General features: G+C 58.0%; 15 protein-coding genes. 7 read left to right on the forward strand and 8 right to left on the reverse strand.

The window, feature by feature from the left end; all coding sequences use genetic code 11:
* Nucleotide 1: 1 nt before the first annotated feature.
* The 5 genes from Q0816_RS02685 to Q0816_RS02705 form a co-directional block, all read right to left on the reverse strand.
* Nucleotides 2-1,360, reverse strand: coding sequence for a glutamine synthetase family protein (locus tag Q0816_RS02685; protein WP_298847440.1), 1,359 nt, complete (start codon nucleotides 1,358-1,360; stop codon nucleotides 2-4).
* On the reverse strand, nucleotides 1,360-2,040 hold the full coding sequence (locus tag Q0816_RS02690) for a type 1 glutamine amidotransferase (RefSeq protein ID WP_298847445.1): 681 nt from the start codon (nucleotides 2,038-2,040) through the stop codon (nucleotides 1,360-1,362). Before Q0816_RS02690 ends, Q0816_RS02685 begins: the two co-directional genes overlap by 1 nt.
* Nucleotides 2,041-2,098: 58 nt before the next feature.
* Nucleotides 2,099-3,418 carry a glutamine synthetase family protein gene (locus tag Q0816_RS02695; RefSeq protein WP_298847448.1) on the reverse strand — a complete coding sequence of 440 codons (1,320 nt, stop codon included), beginning with the start codon at nucleotides 3,416-3,418 and terminating at the stop codon, nucleotides 2,099-2,101.
* A gap of 136 nt (nucleotides 3,419-3,554) precedes the next feature.
* Complete coding sequence (locus Q0816_RS02700) at nucleotides 3,555-5,741, reverse strand: xanthine dehydrogenase family protein molybdopterin-binding subunit (RefSeq protein ID WP_298847453.1); 2,187 nt, start codon at nucleotides 5,739-5,741, stop codon at nucleotides 3,555-3,557.
* Between the two features lie 3 nt (nucleotides 5,742-5,744).
* On the reverse strand, nucleotides 5,745-6,209 hold the full coding sequence (locus Q0816_RS02705) for a (2Fe-2S)-binding protein (protein ID WP_298847456.1): 465 nt from the start codon (nucleotides 6,207-6,209) through the stop codon (nucleotides 5,745-5,747).
* 141 nt (nucleotides 6,210-6,350) lie between these two features.
* Between Q0816_RS02705 and Q0816_RS02710 the strand changes: the two genes are divergently transcribed.
* The 5 genes from Q0816_RS02710 to Q0816_RS02730 all read left to right on the forward strand — a co-directional run bounded on the left by Q0816_RS02710 (nucleotide 6,351) and on the right by Q0816_RS02730 (nucleotide 10,479).
* Nucleotides 6,351-6,974, forward strand: coding sequence for a TetR/AcrR family transcriptional regulator (locus Q0816_RS02710; RefSeq protein ID WP_298847459.1), 624 nt, complete (start codon nucleotides 6,351-6,353; stop codon nucleotides 6,972-6,974).
* Nucleotides 6,975-7,099: 125 nt separating this feature from the next.
* On the forward strand, nucleotides 7,100-8,095 hold the full coding sequence (dusA, locus tag Q0816_RS02715; protein ID WP_298847462.1) for a tRNA dihydrouridine(20/20a) synthase DusA: 996 nt from the start codon (nucleotides 7,100-7,102) through the stop codon (nucleotides 8,093-8,095).
* Nucleotides 8,096-8,110: 15 nt separating this feature from the next.
* Nucleotides 8,111-8,935 (forward strand): sulfite exporter TauE/SafE family protein, encoded by an 825-nt coding sequence (locus Q0816_RS02720; protein WP_298847464.1) that lies wholly within the window; start codon nucleotides 8,111-8,113, stop codon nucleotides 8,933-8,935.
* Entirely contained in the window at nucleotides 8,932-9,714 is a 783-nt protein-coding gene (locus Q0816_RS02725) for a hypothetical protein (protein ID WP_298847467.1), read from the forward strand. The genes Q0816_RS02720 and Q0816_RS02725 overlap by 4 nt, the downstream gene beginning before the upstream one ends.
* 36 nt (nucleotides 9,715-9,750) lie before the next feature.
* Nucleotides 9,751-10,479 (forward strand): STAS/SEC14 domain-containing protein, encoded by a 729-nt coding sequence (locus tag Q0816_RS02730; protein ID WP_298847472.1) that lies wholly within the window; start codon nucleotides 9,751-9,753, stop codon nucleotides 10,477-10,479.
* Nucleotides 10,480-11,117: 638 nt separating this feature from the next.
* On the opposite strand, the gene Q0816_RS02735 is transcribed toward Q0816_RS02730, so the two are convergent.
* Genes Q0816_RS02735 through ccmI form a run of 3 tightly spaced genes read right to left on the reverse strand, consistent with a single transcriptional unit; the run spans nucleotide 11,118 to nucleotide 13,050 of the window.
* Nucleotides 11,118-11,351: a DUF1289 domain-containing protein gene (locus Q0816_RS02735; RefSeq protein WP_298847475.1), complete on the reverse strand. Its 234-nt coding sequence runs from the start codon at nucleotides 11,349-11,351 to the stop codon at nucleotides 11,118-11,120.
* A gap of 17 nt (nucleotides 11,352-11,368) precedes the next feature.
* A complete protein-coding gene (gene ruvX, locus Q0816_RS02740) occupies nucleotides 11,369-11,833 on the reverse strand; it encodes a Holliday junction resolvase RuvX (protein ID WP_298847478.1) in 465 nt (154 codons plus the stop codon).
* Nucleotides 11,830-13,050, reverse strand: a complete 1,221-nt coding sequence (ccmI, locus tag Q0816_RS02745; RefSeq protein WP_298847481.1) for a c-type cytochrome biogenesis protein CcmI — start codon at nucleotides 13,048-13,050, stop codon at nucleotides 11,830-11,832. The genes ruvX and ccmI overlap by 4 nt, the downstream gene beginning before the upstream one ends.
* A 176-nt stretch (nucleotides 13,051-13,226) precedes the next feature.
* Between ccmI and Q0816_RS02750 the strand changes: the two genes are divergently transcribed.
* Entirely contained in the window at nucleotides 13,227-14,471 is a 1,245-nt protein-coding gene (locus Q0816_RS02750; protein WP_298847484.1) for a sarcosine oxidase subunit beta family protein, read from the forward strand.
* 77 nt (nucleotides 14,472-14,548) lie between these two features.
* Nucleotides 14,549-14,878: a sarcosine oxidase subunit delta gene (locus tag Q0816_RS02755; RefSeq protein WP_298847487.1), complete on the forward strand. Its 330-nt coding sequence runs from the start codon at nucleotides 14,549-14,551 to the stop codon at nucleotides 14,876-14,878.
* Nucleotides 14,879-14,932: the final 54 nt, after the last annotated feature.

Here is a 14,932-nt window from a genome sequence, read left to right on the forward strand (position 1 = left end):
CTCAGACGTTCATCAGGAGATGCTCACGTTCCCACGGAGAAATGACCTGCAGGAACTCCTCGTACTCGGCCCGTTTCACGATGCCATAGACACGGGCAAATTCGGGGCCCAGAACGTCGTGCAGGGCAGTGGCCTCGTCAAACAAGTCCAGCGCTTCTCCCATGACCTGGGGGATATCACCTTCGCCTTCATAAGCGTCGCCATAGAACTGACGACGCGGGCGCTCTTGTTGAACCAATCCCAGATAGCCGCAGGCCAGTGACAATGCGATGCCCAGATACGGGTTGCAGTCCATACCGGCGATGCGGTTCTCAACACGGCGCGCCTCGGGGCCGGACAGAGGTACGCGGATGCCGGTGGTGCGGTTGTCACGGGCCCATTCCAGATTGATTGGTGCGGCGTGATCCTTCACATAACGGCGGTACGAATTCACATAGGGGGCCATCACTGCGAGACCAGCGGGCAGGTGGTTCTGTAACCCGGCAATGAAGTGATAAAACGCGTCCGTTTCACCGCCCTGAGGGCCGGAGAAGATGTTCTGACCGGTTTCTATGTCGATAATCGAGTGATGAATATGCATGGCCGAACCGGGTTCTTCCTCGATCGGTTTGGCCATGAATGTGGCAAAACAATTGTGCCGCAGTGCAGCCTCGCGGATCAAGCGTTTGAAATAGAACACTTCATCAGCCAGTTTTACCGGACTGCCATGGCGCAGGTTGATTTCCAACTGCCCGGCACCGCCTTCTTGCGTGATGCCGTCGATCTCGAACCCCTGGTGTTCGGCGAAATCATAGATATCGTCGATCACCGGGCCGAACTCGTCCACCGCCGTCATCGAATAAGCCTGCCGTGCAGCAGCCGGGCGACCCGAACGGCCCATCATAGGCTTAATGCCCTGTGCGGGATCTACGTTGGGGGCGACCAGAAAGAACTCCATCTCGGGCGCAACAACCGGCTTCCACCCTTTGTCGTGATAAAGCTGCACAACGCGTTTCAACACGTTGCGCGGGCTGTATGGGATCGGGTTATCATCCCGGTCGTATGCGTCGTGGATCACCTGCAGCGTCCAGTCTCCGGTCCACGGTGCGGCAGAGGTGGTCGAGAAGTCGGGCTTCAGGATCATGTCCTTTTCGATGAAGCCATCGTCACCCGCAGCTTCGCCCCAGCCACCGGTAATGGTCTGATAGAAGATGCTGTCGGGCAGGTGGAAATAGGATTGTTTTGCGAATTTTGATGCAGGAACCGCCTTGCCACGCGCAATACCCGGCAGGTCCGAAATGATGCATTCAACTTCGTCCAGCCGCTGTCCGTGGAAATACGACTTGGCGGCTTCCGGCAGTTTATCAGTCCAATCAGCCATCAGGCTCTCTCTTTCTTTAAAAAATCGGCCATGTGGCGCGCGATTTTGGCGTTGTCGTCCGGTGCGGTTTCGCGATTTGCAGCCGCGCGCATCAGGTCTTCGGGGACGACGCCTTTACCTCGTGTACGCATCAGGCCTGCGACAAATCCATTGGTAAACTCGGGGTGGGCCTGAACTGTCCAGATCGTGTCCCGGTAAGCCAGCATCGCGTTTTCGCAAAATGCATTCTGGCCTAAAACACGAGCGTCTTCTGGAAGTTCGACAACCTGATCCTGATGCCAGGCGTTCAGCCAAATATTGTTTCCGTCATAGTCATATTCAGTACGACCGACGGCCCATCCGCCCGAGAATTTTTCAACCTTTCCACCCAGCGCTTGTGCGATGATCTGATGGCCAAAACACACGCCGATCAGTGGTTTTCCACTCTGCTGGATATCCCGCACCAGCATTTCCAGCGGGGCGATCCAGGGAAGGTCTTCATAGACCCCGTGGCGCGAGCCGGTAATCACCCATCCATCCGCATCATCGACATCTTTGGGGAAGGTGCCATCCACGACGGCAAAGGTCACAAACTCGAACCCGTTGCCACCCAGTAGCGTAGGAAATAGCTCGTCATAATCCCCGAATTCATCCTGCAGCACATCGGGGGTGTGGCCGGTTTGTAGAATACCGATTTTCATGTGTCACCAAATTTGATCAAATTAATCCTAGCCGAGACTGATTGATGCGGCAAGGGGGTCAAACCGTCTCGAGATAGCTCAGCCAGTGATCCTCTGGTGGGATGCTCGCAAATCGGGTGACCTCTTGCCGTTTGGTCATGGTCAGATAGCGGATCAGATCGGCGGGGAACAGCCGGGCGACCATGGGATCAGAGTCGAACCTGTCAATTGCAGCGGACCAATCAGGCATCAGTTGGGGCAGGTCCGCGATGTCATAGGCGTTGCCAGTGATCGGGGCAGGAGGCTGCAGCCCGTCTTCGACGCCAACAAGCGCCGCACCCAGCACCGCAGCCAGCATCAGATAAGGGTTGATATCACCCCCGGCGACACGGTGCTCGATGCGCCGTGCAGCCGGAGCGCCGCCCGGGATACGAATCGCGGCGGTTCTGTTCTCATAGGCCCAGCAGGCCCCCGTGGGCGCATGCGCACCCGGTATGAGCCGTGTGTAAGAGTTGCCGTGTGGGGCAAAGATCAGAGTGCTACCCGGCATAGCTGCGACACAGCCCGCCACGGCTGATCGCAAAATGTCCGTACCTTCCGGCCCGCCATTGTCGAAAACATTGCGCCCGCCCTGATCCAGCACCGAGAAATGCACATGCATTCCGTTGCCTGCATCGTCAGCATAGGGCTTGGACATAAAGGTTGCGGCGAACCCGTGTTTGCGCGCTAATCCACGTGTCAATGCCTTGAAAAGCCACGTATCGTCGGCACAGCGCATGGCATCCTGATGATTCAGGTTGATCTCGAACTGGCCTATACCGCTTTCCGAGATGGCCGTCTGAGCGGGGAGACCCATATCGGCGCAGCCGTCGTACAGGTCGGTAAAGAAGGCCTCGAACGCATCCATTTCGGCAACCGACAGAACGGCCTCATCCGACAAGCGGCGCCCGGTGATCGGATTTATTGGGGGCTGCGGCTGTGGGCCAGAAGCATCAACGAGTGTGAATTCCAACTCGGTCGCTGCAACAACTGACCAGCCGCGTTGCGCATAGCGGTCGAGTATGGCGGACAAGGCATGTCGCGGGTCGCCTGAAAATGGTACTCCCTCATCATCATAAAGGCTCATTGGCACCAACGCCGTTTCCGTCTCCAGCCAGGGCACCGGCACCGGGCCACGTTCGGTTGGACGCAATACGCCATCTGCGTCGCCGGTTTCAAAAACCAGCGGGCTTCCGTCGATATCTGCGCCCCAAAGATCAACGTTCAGTGCCGAGAACGGCATCCGCACCGCGCCCTTGTCCAATTTTCCGGCATAACCGGGGGGTACGCGTTTGCCACGCATCTGACCGTTCAGATCACATGCTGCCACGCGAAAGTTGTGCAGGGCGCTCAGGTCCATTGGGGGGGCTCCGTCGGTGCTAATCCCCAGTGATTTACTTCAATGGATCTGCTTTGTCACTAAATTTGATCAAATTATGGTTTTGGTGATATCGGAATCACCCCGCGCCGGTTGGGCCCGGCGCGGAGCGGTGCGTTTAAGTAAAGCTAATGCCGTTTTCTTCCATTGGCAGTTGCGCCACATGCACGCCTGACAAGGCATTGATCGCATTGGCCAGTGCAGGCGCAGAAGGCGGCGTGCCGGGCTCGCCAACCCCGGTCGGCGCTTCGGCTGAGGGCACGATATGAACGTCAATTGCAGCGATATCGCCAATACGCAAAGGTTCATAGTCCGGGAAGTTGAATTGATCCACGGCGCCTCCGGTCAGCGTGATCTGGTCACGCATCACATGGCCGATACCATAGCCGATGCCACCTTCCATTTGGGCGCGCACGACATCCGGGTTCACGGCAATGCCGCAATCAACGGCACACGTGACCTTTTCGATCTTGATGCCGTTTTCCGGATCTCCCGAGACCTCGACCACTTCGGCCGCGTAAGAACCAAAGGACTTGTGAACAGCGACACCTTGAGACCGACCTTCTAGCGCTTTACCCCAGTCGGCTTTTTCAGCCGCCAGCTTCAAAACGGCTGCCTTGCGTTGTTGGTCGGGATTACTGGTGTCAGACAGGTGGGCCAGACGGAATTCCACCGGATCAAGGCCTGCGGCCTCGGCTACCAGATCCATCATGGTTTCCATCGTGTAGGCCGTGTGGGTATGGCCAACCGAGCGCCACCACAGCACCGAGGTTGCTTTTGGTGTGTCTGTCAGTCCCAGAGCGATGCCCGGAATATTGTATGGGCTGTCTGCAATACCTTCGATGGAACTGTGATCGACCCCGTCATGGACGGCAAAAGCCTCAAATGCCGTGCCTTTCATGATCGACTGACCGGCGACTTGATGTTGCCATCCGAGTATTCTGCCTTGTGTATCCAGTCCGACACGGACTTTGTGACCAAACGCGGGTCGATAATACCCACTGCGGATATCATCCTCGCGGGTCCATACCAGTTTCACCGGACGAGCGCGGTCGGTAACGACAAAGGCCAAGGCAGCTTCGACCTGATAATCGGCATCCGGGGTTGCCCGGCGCCCGAAAGAGCCACCTGCCAGCATCGTTTTGATGTGAATCTTTTCGGGCGGTAGCTGGAAGATCTGCTGATAGGCCATATGCGGACCAGTTGGCATCTGCGCGCCATCATGGAGCACGATGTCACCGTCGGCTGTCTGCTCGATGGTGCAGTTCAGCGGCTCCATCGGTGCATGGGCAAGCAACGGAAAGTAGAAGGTTTTTTCGATAACCTTATCCGCCCCTTCGATGGCCGCCGACACAGCCGCAACGTCTGCCTTGTTCACGTTATACGTGGGTGCGGCGTCCAGAGCGGCCATGATCTCCGCCTTGATCTGGTCCGAGTCACGGGTTTCAGCGCCGGACATGTCCCATTCGACCTCAAGCGCTTCACGCGCCTGAATCGCGGCCCAGGTGTTCTCGGCATAAACTGCGACCCCGGCTTGATTTGGCAGAACAGCGGCGCTTAGAAAGCCTTTGACCTCTTTCGACGCGCTGTCGTCAAATCCAAGCGCGATGCCGCCTTTCGATTCGGGGCGTTTGATCATCGCGATCATCTGGTTGGTCAGATGCACGTCCATGGCGTACATCGCCTGACCGTTGCCCTTGATCGCGGAATCTTTGCGGCGCACTGTTTCATTGCCGATCAGGCGGAACTCGGACGGGTCTTTCAGGCGCGGTTCAGCCGGAGCCTCCAACTGCGACGCAGCGGCTACGAATTCAGCGATCGGAGCCGACTTGTCGCCCGCCTTGACGATCCCGTCTTCGATGGTGATGGCGGATGCATCCACGCCCCAGCTTTGCGCAGCGGCGTTGATCAGCATTTCGCGCGCAGCAGCACCTGCTTGACGGTACTGCATCCACGAGTTGGCCATTGCCGTCGAACCACCGGTGCCCTGGAAAGGACCAAACAGCAGGTTGTTGTAAACGTTCGGATCCGAGGGGGCGAACTCGTATTCGATCTGGTCCATGGTGAGGCCGATTTCTTCGGCAATCAGCGTCGGCAGGCCGGTCGCTGGGCCCTGACCTTTTTCAAAGTGTTTGACGATGGCGGTCACGGTGCCATCGGCATCGATCTTCACAAATGGATTGAACTGAGCGGTCTCGGACGAGGCCGCGGCCAGTGCTCCGTCCGGACGGGTGCCGACCAGCAGGACGGCAGCGGCAGCGGCGGCGCTTTTCAGAAACCCACGGCGAGAGGTGTTGATGGTCATGGATCAGGCCTCCAGAATTTCAGACGCGCGCTGGATACCGGCGCGGATGCGTTGATAGGTGGCGCAGCGGCAGGCATTGCCGGACATGTACTCGTCGATCTCTTGAACCGACGGTTTCGGGTTCTCGGACAGCAGCCCGACAGCCGACATTACCTGACCTGACTGGCAATAGCCGCACTGGACAACATCCAGCTCGACCCAGGCCTGCTGTATGGCAGCACCGATCTTGTCATCTCCAACAGCCTCGATGGTCGTGATCTCGGCGTCTTCGATATCTTCGATAAAAGTCTGGCACGAGCGCACGGGTTCGCCATTCAAATGCACGGTGCAGGCCCCGCATGACGCTACGCCGCAGCCGAATTTGGTGCCGGTCAGTTTCAGTTCGTCTCGGATCACCCAAAGCAGGGGCGTTCCGGGTTCGGCGTCAACCTCGTGGGTGTTGCCGTTCAGGTTCAATGTAAGAGCCATTATAAGGGGGTCTCCTGTTGGCGCTGGTTTCCGCAATTGGTAAACTGCCGGGTTTACTGATGGCATATTGTTTTACTCTTGTAAACTCCCGCGTTTACCTAGGGTTTGACCAAGGCCTGTCAATAGGTCTATAGCTCTGACATGAACGAATGCAGCGCACAGAATGCGTCCAAGCGCGCACAGATTATCGAAGCTGCCGTAGCCGAGTTCCAGGACAAGGGCTTTGCTTCGGCCAGCATGGATCGTATCTCGACCCGGGCCGAGGTGTCCAAGCGCACGCTGTATAAGTACTTTGAAAGCAAGGAAAACCTGTTTCGATCCATTGTGATCGAACTGTCCGACCGCTTTGCCGAAGTGCTGGAAATACGGTATGAGACGGGCCGCGATATTCACGCGCAACTGACCGAACTGGCCTGGGCCGAAGGGCGTATTCTGATGCTGCCTGATGTCATCGCGATGGCTCGAATGGTGATCAGCGAAACTTTGCGCAATCCGGCGCTCGCGGCTGAGGCTCAGGGCAAGCTGGATAAAACCGCTACCTTCAGCGCCATGCTCAAAGACGCGGCAGAAGATGGTCAACTGCGGATCGATGACCCTGAACAGGCCGGGCGGGAATTCATCGGTTTGATCAAGGCGCGCGCCTTTTGGCCGTTGCTGTTTACCGGCGGTGTTCTCAGCGAAGCGGAGATGGCGGATACGATCGAAAGCAGTGTTCAGATGATGATAAGCCGGTACGGTATCGATCCGGACCCGGGAACCGAGTGATTGGATTGGAGCTTCGTCGGGACGATCGCTGAGGAGTGTGTTAGGGCTTTCCAGTCTGATTCGGGTGGTTCTGCTGTCCGTGCAGGCGGCAGGATTTCAGGGTTTAGCAGGACGGAGGCGTTGCTGTGACAGGCAAGGCAAATAAGGCGGTGCGTTTAAGCGTGGCGCCGATGATGGATTGGACAGATCGCCACTGTCGCTATTTTCATCGGCTGCTCAGCGCGGAAACGTTGCTGTATACCGAAATGGTGACTGCACCAGCGCTTGTGCGTGGCGGGGCATTACATTTGTTGGACTATTCTCCCGAGGAACATCCGGTTGCTTTGCAATTGGGTGGCTCTGACCCGAAGGAACTGGCGCAGGCGGCGCGTTTGGGTGCTGAAGCCGGCTATGATGAGATTAATTTGAACTGCGGTTGCCCGTCGGATCGGGTGCAATCCGGCACTTTCGGCGCGGTCCTGATGAAAGATCCAGGCCGGGTTGCTGATTGTGTGGCGGCCATGCGTGCAGCGGTTGATCTGGATGTCACCGTCAAGTGTCGCATCGGTGTGGATGAGCAGGAGCCCGAGGGCGTACTGCCCACGTTTCTTGAACAAATCCGCGCGGCGGGATGTCAAAGGGTAACGATACATGCGCGCAAGGCATGGTTGCAGGGGCTGAGCCCTAAGGAAAACCGCGATATTCCGCCCTTGGATTATGACCTCGTGCATCGGATGAAGGATGAGTTTTCGGATCTCCACATATCGATTAATGGCGGTATCAACTCTCTGGACGAGGCAGCCGCACATCTGAAAGCCGGCCTTGACGGTGTGATGATCGGTAGGGCCGCGTATCATCAGCCGGGCGACGTTCTGTCAGATGCGGATCGGCGCATCTTTGGCACCGGATCAACGCGTGATCCGATTGCGATTGTTCACCAAATGGTGCCCTATGTGGAACGGCATCTTGCCAATGGCGGTCGGGTGCACCAGATCACACGTCATATGTTGGGTCTGTTTGCTGGACGACCGGGAGCACGCGCATGGCGGCGCGCCTTGTCTGAAGGGGCAGTGCAGGATGGGGCAGGCTCTGAGGTGATGCTGCAGGCGTTGGACCGCGTAGCGCCCATGGCCGAGGTGTAAACGGCGGGAGGAACGATGCCCGAGACGATGTTGCTGGCCCAGATGCTGGGCCTTTTGCTTGTGATCGGAGCGCTGGCTGGCGTTCTTGCCGGATTGCTGGGAGTGGGTGGCGGCATCGTTCTGGTGCCCGCATTCTTCTATGCGTTTCAAACGCTTGGCTACGGTGGCCCACAGTTGATGCAGCTGTGTCTGGCAACGTCGCTGGCTACGATCATCGTGACTTCGGTCCGCTCCGTTTTGGCTCATAATAAGAAGGGCGCAGTAGATTGGGATATCCTGCGCGGTTGGGGGCCGGGTATCGTCGTCGGTGCGATTTTCGGAGTTCTGGCCGCCTCGGCGTTGCGGACAGAGGCCTTGCAAGCGCTGTTCGGCATCCTGGGAATGGTGATCGGAGCCTACCTTGGGCTGGGGCGTTCGGAATGGCGGCTGGGGGATGTCATGCCTGGCGGGTTCAGGCGGGCCACCCTGTCTCCTGCGGTCGGGTTCCTTTCGGTTCTGATGGGGATTGGCGGTGGCAGCTTTGGGGTGCCACTGATGAGCCTCTATAACACGCCGATCCACCGTGCCGTCGCAACCGCGGCGGGGTTTGGTGTGATCATCGCTGTGCCCTCGGTCATCGGGTTCTTGTTCCTGGATATTGCACCAGAACATCGGCCGCCGCTAACCATTGGGGCGGTCAATCTTGTGGCTTTTGGCATTGTCGTGGCGATGACCATGATCACCGCGCCCTGGGGGGTGAAGCTGGCCCACGCGATGGATCCAAAGCCCCTAAGGCGGGTATTCGCCGTGTTCCTGACGCTGGTGGCCCTCAACATGCTTCGCAAGGCCGTTGGTTTATGACCGATTTTCGGGCCAAGGGCTGGGTTAAATTCCCCTATGATCCGGTGCTGGCAGCGTGGGTCAGTCATGCGTTACCCGCCGCGCGGGCATCGACGACGAACCCGGCCCATGCGGAATGGTTGGATTGCGACGGAACGTGGTTCATCGGAGTAGATGCGCTGCCCAATGATGCGCAAGGCAGGGTCGGCCAATCAGATCCTCTGGCCGGAGCAGCCATGTCATTCATTGTCGCGTACTATGGAGACCTACCGCTTCACAAAGGACAGGTCTCGGTCATGCATCCGGGATATCCGCGCCCGCGCCGGGGGGAAAACGACGCCGCCGCGCGGTACCGCCGAAACCGGGATGCTGCCCATGTGGACGGTTTGCGTCCGACGGGGCCGGATCGTCGTCGCCGGGTGGATGAACCGCACGCGTGGATCGTCGGCATTCCTCTGACCGAGGCCAGCCCGGACGCGTCGCCCATGGTGGTGTGGGAAGGCAGCCATCATATTTTGGGTGCGGCGTTCAGGCGTGCCTTTGAGGGAAAGCCACGCGAGCGCCTGCATGAAATCGACATCACGGATATCTACCAAACCGCCCGTCGCGAGGCTTTTGAAACCTGTCCGCGGATCGAATTACCAGCCAAGCCGGGCGAGGCTTACCTGCTGCACCGCCACTGTCTGCACGGCGTCGCACCTTGGGCAGATACAGCAACCGCCGGACCGGATGGACGGATGATCGCCTATTTCCGCCCAGAATGTGCCGGGGGAGTAGCCGAATGGATCGAATCCGCCTAACTTCCTGTCATTGTTTGGCTTTGGAGGTTTTGACCGATGATTACGGTCCATTTGAATTCTGATGGTGCACTGATTGAAGTTGAATTGTCAGGGCAGGTCACCAGCGCCGATTACGCCGACACCTTGGTTCCTGCGATCGAGGCCGCACTGACCGAGCACGATTCGGTGCGCTTGCTGGCCATCGTACAGCCGGAGTTTAAGGGGTATGACATAGGTGCCGCCTGGTCTGACACAAAACTTGGGCTGAGCCACTGGCGCGGGTTTGACCGGATTGCCGTCGTTGCCGATCAGGGCTGGGTGCAAACCAGTATCCGACTGGCGGCCCCAATCCTGCCGTGTCCGGTTCAGGTATTCGAATTGGCCGAGCTTGAAGCGGCGCGGCGCTGGATGCGCGAGTCGCTGGGATCCATTCACGTGACCGATCTGAAAGGCTCATGTGTGCAGGTCAGCCTTTTGGGCAAGTTGGACCCCGAGGAATACAAGCAGGCGGAACGCGATCTGGATACCCTGTTGCAGGGCCGGTCCGGATTTCGCTTGTTGGTTGACCTAAGGGAATTTGACGGCTGGCAGGGTTTGTCGGCGCTTGCCGCGCATTTCCGTCTGGCCAGCCGCCATATCGGGCAGCTGGACCGCGCGGCCATCGTTGGGGACAAAAGCTGGCAGCACATGGCCCAGCGTGTTGCCAGTCATGTCTTGGGTACCCGAACACAGTTCTTTCCTTCCGAGGATATCGAAAACGCCAAAACCTGGTTGGCTGCCGGATAAGGGCTTCGCCACAAACTCACGTGCCTTGAGTCGTTCAGCTGCCAGCGGGCGGCCTCTGTGCTCTGTTCGGGGGTCAGAACAAACAATCTGAACGCGAATCGGTCAAAGCGGAGTGGCCTTTCCCGGAAACTCGCGCTTTCTACCCGTTTCGCCGTGATCCCGGATTAAAATTGTGACGTAAGGGAATTGTGGGGGTTTTCGTGGGTTTTCCGCCTTAAGTGTCAAAATGGATCAAAAACCACGTGTTTTCCCCCTAAATTTGACCGGAAATGCCCTTACCTACGCCGTGTCGCTGCGGGCCTCCACTCACGTTGAACAAATACGTTCAAGAGCTGGCCCCCCTCGGAGCTCGAAATCGGCCCGTGGCGACACAGTTATTGGAAGCGGGAAGTTTGCGATGACATTCAAGTTTTTGGTGAAAAGATTTACTGCGCGAAAAGCGCCTGAATTCGCGCCGGGCAAGACGGGCAAGAAACGTACCCAACGTGTCCCTGACAGGATTCGTGACGCAAAGACCAGCCGGTCCGAAATCGTTGCTCTGTTTCAGACAGAATTGCGAGGGCACGGGTCCAACACGCCCATTCGAGATAGATCCGCAAAATGCCGGGGCGTGTCTTCGAAGCTGAATGGCTGATCTTTTAGGAACCGTTCATGCGGGCTGCACGCCCACCGCGACGTTTGCTGAGGCGTGGTTTTCGGGAAGGCAGGTCTTCCATGATCTCGGCGCGTTCGCTGCTGTCCATCTTGGACCAGCGGGTGATTTCATCAATCGTGCGATAACAGCCGGTGCAGATACGTTCGCTTGGGTGAACGACACAGATCTGGACACAAGGGCTTTCGACCTCATTCCTTTTCCAAACCATATTCGTCATCATTGGTCTCCGACCCGTTATAGAAAGCGCAGCCTGTCCAGCGCTCCTTGCAAGATATAACCTGCGGCAACGTGATCAATAACCTGTCCGCGACGTTTTCGTGTCGTATCCGCCTCGAGAAGTGCTTTTTCTGCCGCAACCGTGCTCAATCGTTCATCCCAGAACCCGATGGGCAGATCTGTCAGGCGGGATAAATTTCGCGCAAATGCCCGCGTTGACTGGCATCTTGGCCCTTCGGTGCCGTCCATGTTGCGGGGCAGACCCAACACGATACCGCCAATCTCGCGATTGGTCACAATTTCGATCAGGCGGGCGGAATCGAGCGTGAATTTCTTGCGCCGCACAGTTTCCAACGGGCTGGCGACACCCCGCATCCGGTCGGAAACCGCGACTCCGATCGTTTTTTCCCCAAGGTCCAGCCCCATCAGGGCTGTCATCGGGGGCAGTGCAACTGCAAAGTCTTCGAAAACGTCATGAATCATTGAGCGATCCCGGCTTGAAGAGCTGCTGCATCGATGACCTGCAGCGCCTCAGAGTTGCCAGCGAACACATCCATGGCTTCATTTCGGATATCGATTGCGCGCTGGCCCTGACCCAAGACGCCCAAAGCTGCAATCAGGCGGGCCCATTCCTCAGGGGATCCACCTTCAGTTGCAAGACGGTCAGACAACTGATCCACCATACTCTGGATCATCATCTGCCGTTCTTCGGCGCTCAGCTCTGCTGCGGCGGCCATGTCTTCCTGACTGGGACCGGGTGGTGTGCTCAGATCCGGCGCGTTGAAAACGCCTGCCCGAAACGCCAATTCGTCGATCTGAGCCCGAATTGCACCGGCCCATGGCGCACCTGAAGGGGCATCCTGCAATGTTTGAACCCACATGCGATAGGCAAGATCCGGCCGCCCGATCTGGGCCAGCATTTGCCCCCAATAATAGCGCGCAGGGCCGTGACGAGGGTCACGATTCAGCGCTTCAATCAGGGCCTGCTCGGCCTCGGGGGACACGTAGCCTCCCGCCGCCAGAATCATCATTTCAGCAAAATCCGCGTAAGTATCGGCTGTGGCCGCGTCGCCGGACAGTTCGATCACTCTTTGCTGTGCGGAATATCCATCCCTGAAGTTGCCTGCATTCGTCTCATGCTGCGCCAGCAACATCTGCCCCTGCAGATCGTCAGGCCGGTCGGCAACTGTTTCACGCAACTGCTTCAGCAAAGACGCATAGCTTTCGTCCAGTTGCGCGGGCTGAGGCGGGGTCGCCAGTTTTTCTGCGGCGCTTTGAGATGGGCGATTGGCGCGCACTTCCTTAGCCAGTTCCAATCGAGCCGTCAGAGGCATATCGGGCAATCCGACGGCCCCGTTGCGATGGTACATTGCCAATGCGCCACCGATCAGGATCAGCGAGATTGCCAAAATTGACACCGCCGAAACGGCACGAGAAGGTCCGGTACCCGAGCCGTCTTTTTTCATCTGGTCATCGGCAGCCAGAATACGGCGGGAAATTTCGGTGCGAACCCGTTCGGCATCCGCCTCACCAATGACCCCGCGCGCCAGATCTTTGTCCACACCGGCCAGCTGTTCACGATACACCCGAAGGTCATAAGCCGCAGCAGGTTCGCCGCCATGGCGATTGCGCAGCAGTGTAAAGCTCAGGAAAGCCGCGATTAGCAGCGCGACAAGAAAAATCAGAACCCAGAACGTCATGGCCCCTCCGAAGATGCTGTACTGACTTAGACCTGTGAGACGCCCGACAAAAGGGACAAATGGCCGCGAATGAGCGACATGTCGCAATAGTGCGATATTGCGGCGTTGCACGGCAGGGCTAATATGCAGTCACACGGCATATCTGCGCCCAATCACCGAACCGGATGGATTCGCACATGAAACACTATTCAGCCTTTGCTGTGGCGCGGGAAGCTCTGCGCTATCACACCGGATGGGAGCGCGCCTGGCGCTCGCCCGAGCCCAAGAAACGTTATGACGCCATCATCGTCGGTGCTGGCGGACACGGTCTGGCGACCGCATATTACCTTGGCAAGAACTACGGCATTCAGAATGTCGCGGTTATCGAAAAAGGCTGGCTGGGCGGTGGTAACACCGGGCGAAACACGACCATCATCCGTTCGAACTACCTGCAGGACCCGTCCGCGGCGATCTACGAAAAAGCACGCGGCCTTTATGAGGACCTGAGCCAGGACCTGAACTATAACATCATGTTCAGCCCGCGCGGTGTGATGATGCTGGCCCAGACCCAGCACGAAATTCGCGGGTACCAGCGCACGTCCCATGCCAACGCGCTACAAGGCGTGAAGACCGAATGGATCACGCCCGAGCGTGTCAAGGAACTGGTGCCGATCATCAATCTCGACGGCCCGCGCTATCCGGTTCTGGGGGCGCTGTGGCAGGAACGCGGCGGTACCGCGCGCCATGACGCGGTGGCTTGGGGTTACGCGCGGGCCTGTTCGGCCATGGGCATGGATATCATCCAGCAATGCGAAGTCACCGGCGTCCGATCCCGGGACGGCCGTGTTGTCGGCGTCGATACCACCAAGGGCGCAATCGACTGTGACAAGCTGGGCATTGTGGTGGCAGGGCACTCAGGACAATTGGCCGAGATGGCTGGCTTCCGTCTGCCTCTCGAAGCGATTGCACTACAAGCTCTGGTGTCTGAGCCAATCAAGCCCTGTATGGATGTGGTCGTAATGGCCAACACCGTACACGGCTATATGTCGCAATCCGACAAGGGCGAAATGGTGATCGGTGGCGGCACCGACGGGTTCAACAACTACACCCAGCGTGGGTCTTTTCACCACATTGAGGAAACTGTTCGTGCGCTTGTCGAAACCTTCCCGATGATCTCGCGCCTGAAGATGCTGCGACAGTGGGGCGGGATCGTGGACATGACTGGCGACCGCTCTCCGATTCTGTCGAAAACACCGCTGCAGGGCTGCTTTATCAATGGCGGCTGGGGTACGGGCGGCTTCAAGGCCATTCCGGGCTCGGGCTGGGGTATGGCGCAGTTGATGGCCACGGGCCATTCACCGCTGACCGAAGCCTTCTCGCTGGACCGCTTCAAAGAAGGCCGCTTCATCGACGAAAGCGTCGCCGCCGGGGTGGCGCACTAAGGGGTCTGCCCGAGGTTGCCAAATAATAGAATTCAGGTAGGCCACCAAGCCGACCGACCGCCAAAAAGGATGACAACATGCTAATCCTGAATTGCCCATACTGTGGCGTCGATGCTGAAGAAACTGAACTGGCTGCCGGTGGCGAGGCGCATCTCAAGCGTTTTGGCCCGGGCTCGTCTGAAGACGAATTCCATGACTATTTGTTCATGCGTGAAAACCCCAAAGGCGTTCATTTCGAACGCTGGCGTCATGCCAATGGTTGCGGCAAGTGGTTCCACGCCGCGCGCTGCACGCAAACCCTCGAGGTCTTCGGAACCTATTCCGCCCAAACCACCGAGCCACCGCAAGAAATCAAGGACGCTATCACAGCGAAACGTCCGGGATGGACTTGGAGAAACCTCTCCTGATGCTTCATCTTTTCAATAATACTCCCGCCGGAGGCTATGACGCTTCCATCTGCG

It is taken from the genome of uncultured Ruegeria sp., assembly GCF_947497005.1.
Taxonomy (GTDB): domain Bacteria; phylum Pseudomonadota; class Alphaproteobacteria; order Rhodobacterales; family Rhodobacteraceae; genus Ruegeria.

Excerpts from the sequence above, each read along its gene's own strand:
- Q0816_RS02735 (WP_298847475.1), bottom strand. The coding sequence starts at position 11,351 with ATGACGAATATGGTTTGGAAAAGGAATGAGGTCGAAAGCCCTTGTGTC.
- ccmI (WP_298847481.1), bottom strand. The coding sequence starts at position 13,050 with ATGACGTTCTGGGTTCTGATTTTTCTTGTCGCGCTGCTAATCGCGGCT.
- Q0816_RS02695 (WP_298847448.1), bottom strand. The coding sequence starts at position 3,418 with ATGGACCTGAGCGCCCTGCACAACTTTCGCGTGGCAGCATGTGATCTG.
- Q0816_RS02685 (WP_298847440.1), bottom strand. The coding sequence starts at position 1,360 with ATGGCTGATTGGACTGATAAACTGCCGGAAGCCGCCAAGTCGTATTTC.
- Q0816_RS02750 (WP_298847484.1), top strand. The coding sequence starts at position 13,227 with ATGAAACACTATTCAGCCTTTGCTGTGGCGCGGGAAGCTCTGCGCTAT.
- Q0816_RS02720 (WP_298847464.1), top strand. The coding sequence starts at position 8,111 with ATGCCCGAGACGATGTTGCTGGCCCAGATGCTGGGCCTTTTGCTTGTG.
- Q0816_RS02700 (WP_298847453.1), bottom strand. The coding sequence starts at position 5,741 with ATGACCATCAACACCTCTCGCCGTGGGTTTCTGAAAAGCGCCGCCGCT.
- Q0816_RS02730 (WP_298847472.1), top strand. The coding sequence starts at position 9,751 with ATGATTACGGTCCATTTGAATTCTGATGGTGCACTGATTGAAGTTGAA.
- Q0816_RS02755 (WP_298847487.1), top strand. The coding sequence starts at position 14,549 with ATGCTAATCCTGAATTGCCCATACTGTGGCGTCGATGCTGAAGAAACT.
- Q0816_RS02710 (WP_298847459.1), top strand. The coding sequence starts at position 6,351 with ATGAACGAATGCAGCGCACAGAATGCGTCCAAGCGCGCACAGATTATC.
- Q0816_RS02705 (WP_298847456.1), bottom strand. The coding sequence starts at position 6,209 with ATGGCTCTTACATTGAACCTGAACGGCAACACCCACGAGGTTGACGCC.
- Q0816_RS02690 (WP_298847445.1), bottom strand. The coding sequence starts at position 2,040 with ATGAAAATCGGTATTCTACAAACCGGCCACACCCCCGATGTGCTGCAG.
- ruvX (WP_298847478.1), bottom strand. The coding sequence starts at position 11,833 with ATGATTCATGACGTTTTCGAAGACTTTGCAGTTGCACTGCCCCCGATG.
- Q0816_RS02725 (WP_298847467.1), top strand. The coding sequence starts at position 8,932 with ATGACCGATTTTCGGGCCAAGGGCTGGGTTAAATTCCCCTATGATCCG.